Source organism: Ferruginibacter sp., from assembly GCF_031430955.1.
Taxonomy (GTDB): Bacteria; Bacteroidota; Bacteroidia; order Chitinophagales; family Chitinophagaceae; genus Ferruginibacter.
Map to the genome: position 1 here is coordinate 1 of NZ_JANPCM010000732.1, position 7858 is coordinate 7858.

The 7858-nt window shown below is 36.9% G+C and carries 7 protein-coding genes; 5 read left to right on the plus strand and 2 right to left on the minus strand.

The features are described 5' to 3' along the window. On the plus strand, positions 1 to 1217 hold a 1217-nt coding region (locus ACY65O_RS20975), incomplete at its 5' end, for an amino acid permease (RefSeq protein WP_462222816.1). A gap of 111 nt (positions 1218 to 1328) precedes the next feature. Here the strand turns inward: ACY65O_RS20975 and ACY65O_RS20980 are convergent. Beyond that, positions 1329 to 1895, minus strand: coding sequence for a thymidine kinase (locus ACY65O_RS20980; protein ID WP_462222817.1), 567 nt, complete (start codon positions 1893 to 1895; stop codon positions 1329 to 1331). An 88-nt stretch (positions 1896 to 1983) separates the two neighbouring features. On the opposite strand from ACY65O_RS20980, the gene ACY65O_RS20985 reads away from it, so the two are divergent. Continuing rightward, positions 1984 to 2700, plus strand: coding sequence for a hypothetical protein (locus ACY65O_RS20985; RefSeq protein ID WP_462222818.1), 717 nt, complete (start codon positions 1984 to 1986; stop codon positions 2698 to 2700). Between the two features lie 297 nt (positions 2701 to 2997). Here ACY65O_RS20985 and ACY65O_RS20990 read toward each other — a convergent pair whose 3' ends face one another. Further along, positions 2998 to 4341: a 3-deoxy-D-manno-octulosonic acid transferase gene (locus ACY65O_RS20990; RefSeq protein ID WP_462222819.1), complete on the minus strand. Its 1344-nt coding sequence runs from the start codon at positions 4339 to 4341 to the stop codon at positions 2998 to 3000. A 206-nt stretch (positions 4342 to 4547) separates the two neighbouring features. On the opposite strand from ACY65O_RS20990, the gene ACY65O_RS20995 reads away from it, so the two are divergent. The 3 genes from ACY65O_RS20995 to ACY65O_RS21005 all read left to right on the plus strand — a co-directional run. Further along, positions 4548 to 5678, plus strand: coding sequence for a DegT/DnrJ/EryC1/StrS family aminotransferase (locus ACY65O_RS20995; RefSeq protein WP_462222820.1), 1131 nt, complete (start codon positions 4548 to 4550; stop codon positions 5676 to 5678). A 48-nt stretch (positions 5679 to 5726) separates the two neighbouring features. After that, positions 5727 to 7076 carry a UDP-glucose dehydrogenase family protein gene (locus ACY65O_RS21000; protein WP_462222821.1) on the plus strand — a complete coding sequence of 450 codons (1350 nt, stop codon included), beginning with the start codon at positions 5727 to 5729 and terminating at the stop codon, positions 7074 to 7076. Between the two features lie 37 nt (positions 7077 to 7113). Then, a partial coding sequence (locus tag ACY65O_RS21005) for an NAD-dependent epimerase/dehydratase family protein (RefSeq protein WP_462222822.1) occupies positions 7114 to 7858 on the plus strand: 745 nt, incomplete at its 3' end.

A 7858-nucleotide genomic window follows, 5' to 3' on the forward strand; every position in this document is an offset into this window, starting at 1 on the left:
TTTCTGGTAGTGCATATACTTACACTTATGCCACCATGGGAGAATTTATGGCCTGGATAATTGGATGGGATCTGATGCTGGAATATGCAGTTGGTGCTGCCACAGTTGGAATTGCATGGAGCGAATATTTAAATAATCTACTCACAAACGTTTTACATTGGAAAGCTATCCCTTATGAGTGGTGCCACTCCCCTTTCGAACATTCAGTTGATGGGGTTAGTGGTATAATGAATATACCTGCATTTGGTATCATTGCATTACTTAGTTTACTTTTAATAAAAGGAACAAAAGAATCTGCATTTGTAAATGGATTAATTGTAATTGCTAAAGTTGCAATTGTTGTATTGATTATTATACTTGGCTGGGGTTTTATAAATAGTGAAAACCACGCTAATTACATTCCGGAACCAAGCACATATACAGATCATCAGGGAATATCCCACACCTATGGAGGAATAATGGGAATACTTGGAGCAGCAGGTGTTGTATTTTTTGCTTTCATTGGATTTGATGCAGTAAGTACTGCTGCACAGGAAACGAAAAATCCCAAAAAATCCATGCCCATTGGTATTCTTGGGTCACTTGCAATTTGTACAGTTCTCTATATTTTATTTGCCCATGTATTAACAGGACTTGCACCGGTAGAATTTTTCAGAACTACTGGAAAAGAAGCGTCTGTAGCGCAGGCCATTAATACCTATATGCCAGGTTATAAATGGCTCGGGCAATTAGTAACAGTTGCAATTCTTGCCGGTTTCTCATCAGTAATATTAGTAATGCTCCTTGGACAAAGCCGTGTGTTTTATTCTATGAGCCGTGATGGTTTAGTACCAAAAATATTTAGCGATGTACATCCTAAATTTAAAACTCCATATAAAGCCAACCTTATATTTTTAGTTGTAGTTGGGGCTTTCGCTGCATTTGTGCCGGGAGATATTGTTGGCGATATGACAAGTATAGGAACTTTATTTGCTTTCATGCTGGTATGTGCTGCTGTTATGATATTAAGAAAAACGGATCCTGATATGCCAAGAGCATTTAAAACCCCTCTCGTACCAATTGTTCCAATTCTGGGCATTCTTGTTTGTGGAGCTATGATAGTAGGTTTGGGCTGGACAAACTGGTTAAGACTTGGTGGTTGGTTACTGATTGGTGTAATTATATACTTTTTGTATAGCAAGAATCATAGCAAGCTACGGAACCCAGGCAAAGATTAATCATTAGAAATTTTATATCAACACCCCGAAATTTTCGGGGTGTTTTCGTTTTATATAATTTTTACCGACGCAAAATTTTCCTGCGTTGAAACGACAAAAAATTAATGATACTTACTTCTCCTGAGCACAATGCCTGCAACGGGGTTCGTAAATATCCATTTCGCCTAATAAAACCTGTGGGCCTTCGGCAGATTTACGGTAACTGATGTTGGCAATATTGCCGCACTTTACGCAAATGGCGTGGAGCTTGGTGATGTAATCGGCTTTGGCTAAAAGGCCGGGCATTTGGCCAAATGGTTTGCCGGTGTAATCCATATCGAGGCCGGCAACAATTACACGAATGCCTTTTAATGCCAGCAATTCGCAAACATTGCCAATTTCAGCATCAAAAAACTGGGCTTCGTCAATGCCCACCACATCTACATCCTGCGCCAGCAATAAAATGGTTTGAGAACTTTCTACCGGTGTGGAAAGTATAGTATTGGTATCGTGGCTTACAATTTTTTCGGCGTCGTAACGTACATCCATGGCGGGTTTAAAAATTTCTACTTTTAAATTGGCAATTTTTACCCGCTTTAATCTTCTTATCAATTCCTCGGTTTTACCACTGAACATGCTGCCGCAGATCACTTCAATCCAGCCCCTTCTTTCGCCACCAAAATTTGGTTCTATAAACATTTATATATTTTTTTAAAATTGTGTTTGTAACTTAGGCCACTAAATTTTTAGCCGTTTTACTAACAGGGCATCAAAAGTATAATTATAAATGCAAAGAGTGGACACACTCATAAAAAAATTACAGGAGCAGTTTGCAGCCAATGCAACTGCAGGCCAGTTATTGTTAACCGTACAAATGCTGCAGGCAGAGCTTACGCATGCTCGGGCTAATGGTGCACCGGAAAACAATGGTGGCATTAGTGTTGATATTCCTCAAACAATAGCGCCTGCTGCTAAACAAGAAGAAGAAAAAACGGTGGAAGTGCTGCAGGTGGATGAAGCCGCAATAGAAGCAGAACTGGAAGAAATAAAACGCAATGCGGAAGCGATGCAAAAAATTAGTGTGCATAATAAACCTTCTATAGCTTTTGAAGAAGAAGAACAGGATATTCCCACACTGGCACATTATTTACCGTCAAAACCCGTTTTGCAAAAAGAGATAAATGAAATTGCTGCTGCCAACAATGCTTCTTTAAACGATAAATTAAAACAATCGAAAATTGATTTAGGCGATTCGTTAACCGAAGTGCCGATAAGGGATTTAAAAAAAGCGATTGGTATTAATGATCGTTTTTTGTACATCAACGAATTGTTCCGTGGCGATGAGAATATGTACGAACGCAGTATAAAAACAATTAACAGTTTTTCTATTTTGCCCGAGGCAGAATACTGGATACAAAGAGAATTAAAAACTAAAATTGGTTGGAGCGAAGGCAACGAAACAGTAAAACAATTTATTCAATTGGTGAGGAGACGGTTTACATAAATATATCAGTGGGCAATTTTTTTCTCTTCCTTTAACCGCCTTATCTCATCCGGGAACGATTTTCCCGAACTTAATAATTTTTTTATTTGTTCATCGGGAGATAAATTTTTTACCACCTCATAAAGTTTCTCTTTCGCCTCCTAAATATCTACTTGTACTTTTGGTGTTTTAGCTTTCATAATTAATTAATTCTGCGTAAAGAAAACTTATAACAGCAGTATTCAAATAAATCTTATTGATAAAACTCATATTTAAAGTTACAATTTTTATAAAGAAATATCTGAAAATTATCCGCTATCATATAGTGCTATTTACATAAATATACTCCATTACTTTATTTGCTGCTCCTGCTTTTGCATACACATATTCTTTTGCGGCTTTACCACTTTCCTTATAAGCAATTTCATCAGTAAGCCAGTTATCCATCACTTCTTTTAATTCGTTTACATCACTTATACTTTCCGCAGCAGCGCAATCAATTAAATCAACGGCTTCAAAATATTTTTCGTAATTCTCTCCAATAATAATGGGCTTGCCCCAAACTGCTGCTTCTAAAATATTATGTATGCCATCGTTGGTAAATCCGCCACCAATATAATTAATGTGGCCGTAACTGTACAGGCGGCTTAACATGCCAACCGTATCAATTATTAAAGTATTGTAATTGCTAATTGAACTTATTAAAGAAGTATTATTTTGAACTTCGGTATAACAAACTGATTTTTTAAACATTTTTTTTACCATGTCAAGATGTGCTTTATCCAGTTCATGTGGTACAATAATTATTTTTTGGTCATGGTTGGTTTCATCACCATAAGCGGCTAAAATAATTTCATCATCTTCCCAGGTGCTGCCGGCAACAATTACTTTTTGGTTTTGGCAAAATGCTTTTATAATATTATCGTCTAATTGTTGTTTTGCAATTTCAATAACACGGTCAAATCGGGTATCACCGCTTACAGTAACGTTTTGATTAATGCCAATGGTTTGCAGTAATTTTTTAGATACTTCGTTTTGCACAAAAAGATGATCGAAATTTTGCAGCATTTTTTTCCAGATACCGCCATACCATTTAAAAAACGGCTGGCTTTTTCTAAATACACCGGATACTAACAGCACCGGAATATTCCGCCGTTTTAACTCCTGTAAATAATAAAACCAGTATTCGTATTTTACCCATAATACCAATGATGGATTTATAGCATCAATAAATTTTTTTGCTGAAAAAATATTATCCATGGGCAAATAAAAAATATAATCGGCGCCTTTGTAGTCTTTCACCACTTCGTAACCACTGGGAGAAAAAAAAGTGAGTACAATTTTTTGTGCAGGATTTTTATTTTTCAATGCTTCCAGCAAAGGCCTCCCCTGTTCAAACTCGCCCAGGCTGGCGCAATGCATCCAAATTAACTGGCAATGACCAATGGGCAATAGGTTATTACTAATTGCTGCATTGCTTATTGTTTGTTGCTCATTGCCTATTGCCAGTTGTTTATTGCCAATTGACAATTTATCATTAATCTCTCTAAAAATTTGCCGCCTCCCCTCTACCCATTTTTTTGCTTTAGGATTCCATAAAGCAGCAATACGGATGCCTGCCGAATACAGAAAAAGAAACAGGTTATAAAAGATTTTAGTCAAAAGTTATTTTGCAACAAATCTATACAAAAAAGACTATTGCGATAGCAATTTTAAAATTCAACCATCTGCTGTTTGAACTGTTACAGCATATGTTTTTCCAAACCTGCCTGTCGGCAGACAGGTTCCAAATTACCAAATCCTAATTCCCTTTTCCCTTTGCCAACTGCTTGCCGAATACTATCTTTGCCCACGTTAAAAAAAGCAATATGAGGCCCTTACAAATGGTAGATACTAAAACACAGTATCAAAAAATAAAAACGGCCGTTGATGCAGCTGTTATAAGTGTTTTAGAAAGCTCGGTTTTTATTGGTGGAAAAGTGGTGACTGATTTTGCTGATAATCTTGCCAGATACCATGGCAGCAAACATTGTGTACCCTGTGGTAATGGTACAGATGCATTACAAATTGCCATGATGGCCTTAGGCCTGCAGCCAGGCGATGAAGTTATTACACCTTCCTTTACCTACATAGCTACAGTAGAAGTTGCCGCATTACTAAATATAAAACCCATTTTTGTTGAAGTAGATGCTAAAACATTTTGTATTGACCCTGCTGCTGTTGAAAAAGCCATTACATCAAAAACAAAAGCAATTGTTCCCGTGCATTTGTACGGCCATGCTGCCAATATGGAAGCGATAATGAAAATTGCAGATGCCCATAATTTGTTTGTGATTGAAGATAATGCCCAGGGAATTGGTAACGATTATATTTTTAATGATGGCACATTTAAAAAAACCGGCAGCATTGGTCATATTGGGTGTACATCTTTTTACCCCAGTAAAAACCTGGGGGCTTATGGAGATGGTGGCGCAATGTTTACGGATAATGATGAGCTGGCTGCAAAATTAAAAATGATAGCCTCACACGGACAAAGCAAACGGTACTATCATGATGTGGTGGGTTGCAACTCCCGGTTGGATGCTGTACAAGCCGCAATATTAAATATTAAGCTGAACCATTTAGATGAATATATTGATGCCAGAAGAAAAGCTGCAGATTTTTATGACAAAGCTTTTGCAAATAATAAAAAGATAACTGTACCTTTTAGAGATACCAATAATAAACACGTATTTCATCAATACACTTTGTTAGTTGAAGATGTTGACAGGAATGCATTGCACCAATACCTTGCCGATAACGGCGTACCAGCGATGATCTATTATCCTGTACCTGCACACCGCCAAAAAATGTTTGATGCTTTTGGCGGAAGTAATTTTATTTTACCCATAACAGACTGGCTTACTGAAAGAGTAATAAGCCTGCCCATACATACCGAGCTGGATGAAGAACAGCAAAGTTTTATTGTAAAAAAAGTTTTAGAATTTACAGAAAAATAATATTTATTCAAATTTAAAAAAGCTGATCCCCCTTTAGGGGATAGGGGTATGAAGATAGCAGTTGTAGGCACGGGATATGTTGGTTTAGTAACAGGCACATGCTTTGCTGAAACTGGTAACCATGTAATTTGTGTTGATATTGATAAAGCAAAAGTTGATAAATTATCGGCCGGACAAATAACTATTTATGAACCGGGTTTAGAAAAATTATTTTTACGCAATCAAAAAGAAGGCCGGTTACATTTCACAACTTCCCTTGAGGATGCAGTAAAAGATGCTAAAGTGATTTTTTTAGCATTACCCACCCCACCCGGCGAAAATGGCAGCGCCGATTTAAAATATATTTTAGGTGTAGCAAACCATTTGGGTAAATTAATTAACCCAGGTGATTATAAAATAATTATTGATAAAAGTACAGTACCGGTTGGCACAGCAGATAAAGTAAGAGACACCATTTTAAAAAGTGCCGCAGAGGCCTCCCCTCCGGGGGGAGGTTTGGAGGGGGCTTCTTTTGCAGTCGTTTCTAATCCTGAATTTTTAAGAGAGGGTGTGGCAGTGGATGATTTTATGAAACCTGACCGTGTGGTTATTGGTACCGGAAGTGAAAAAGCAAAAAAAATATTGCTTGATCTGTATGCTCCGTTTGTACGCCAGGGCAACCCCATAATTTTTATGGATGAAAAAAGTGCAGAGCTTACCAAATATGCAGCTAACTCTTTTTTGGCAACTAAAATAACTTTTATGAATGAAATTGCACAGCTTTGCGAACGAATGGGTGCAGACGTAGATATGGTACGTAAAGGCATGGGCAGCGATGAAAGAATTGGGAAACGTTTTTTATTCCCCGGTATTGGTTATGGCGGCAGTTGTTTTCCCAAAGATGTGCAGGCTTTGGTTCAATCAGCAAATGAAATTGATTACGATTTTAAAATATTGAATGCGGTGATGGATGTAAATGAAAAACAAAAACTGCATTTACTGCCAAAAATAAAAGCCTACTTTAATAATAATTTAAAAGGAAAAAAAATTGCCTTATGGGGTTTGGCATTTAAACCCAACACCGATGATATAAGAGAAGCGCCGGCCCTGTATATTATAGAAGAACTTTTAAAAGAAGGTGCCGAAGTAAATGCATACGACCCCGAAGCAATGAATAATGTGAAAGCAATTTTAGGCGATACTATAATTTTTTCTGAAAGGCAATACGATGCACTTACAGATGCCGATGTTTTAGTAATTGCAACAGAATGGAGTGAATTCAGAACACCTGATTTTGAAAAAATAATTTCGCTTTTAAAAAATAAAGTAATTTTTGACGGCAGAAATTTATTTGATTTGAAATTTATGGAAGATATGGGATTTTATTATGTAAGTGTGGGGAGAAGGACAGTTAAGTAATTCTTGCAATTTTTATTATCATAAATAAAATATACCAGTGGCGAACAAAAGAGTTTTAATAACAGGCGCAGCAGGTTTTTTAGGAAGCCATCTTTGCGACAGATTTATTAAAGAAGGATACCATGTTATTGGTATGGATAATTTAATTACCGGTGACCTTAAAAATATTGAACACCTTTTTAAATTAAAAGAGTTTGAATTTTATCATCACGATGTTTCTAAATTTATTCATGTAACTGGTAAGCTGGATTATATTTTACACTTTGCATCTCCTGCAAGCCCGATAGATTATTTAAAAATCCCTATTCAAACTTTAAAAGTTGGTTCTTTAGGTACACATAATTGTTTAGGATTGGCATTGGCAAAAAATGCAAGAATATTGGTAGCAAGTACCAGCGAAGTTTATGGTGACCCGTTAGTACATCCTCAAACTGAAGCGTATTGGGGTAATGTAAATCCGGTTGGACCACGTGGTGTGTACGACGAAGCCAAACGTTTTCAGGAAGCGATAACCATGGCCTACCATACTTTTCATAATGTAGAAACAAGGATCATAAGAATATTCAACACCTACGGCCCACGCATGAGGTTAAATGATGGCAGGGCATTACCTGCATTTATTGGGCAAGCTTTACGTGGCGAAGATTTAACTGTATTTGGCGATGGCAGCCAGACAAGAAGTTTTTGTTATGTAGATGATCTGGTTGAAGGCATTTATAAATTATTAATGAGTGATTATGCACAGCCGGTAAATATTGGTACCCCCGATGAAATTTCTTTAA

Coding starts and splice junctions, on each gene's coding strand:
- ACY65O_RS21000 (WP_462222821.1), top strand. CDS start 5,727: ATGAAGATAGCAGTTGTAGGCACGGGATATGTTGGTTTAGTAACAGGC.
- ACY65O_RS20980 (WP_462222817.1), bottom strand. CDS start 1,895: ATGTTTATAGAACCAAATTTTGGTGGCGAAAGAAGGGGCTGGATTGAA.
- ACY65O_RS20995 (WP_462222820.1), top strand. CDS start 4,548: ATGAGGCCCTTACAAATGGTAGATACTAAAACACAGTATCAAAAAATA.
- ACY65O_RS20985 (WP_462222818.1), top strand. CDS start 1,984: ATGCAAAGAGTGGACACACTCATAAAAAAATTACAGGAGCAGTTTGCA.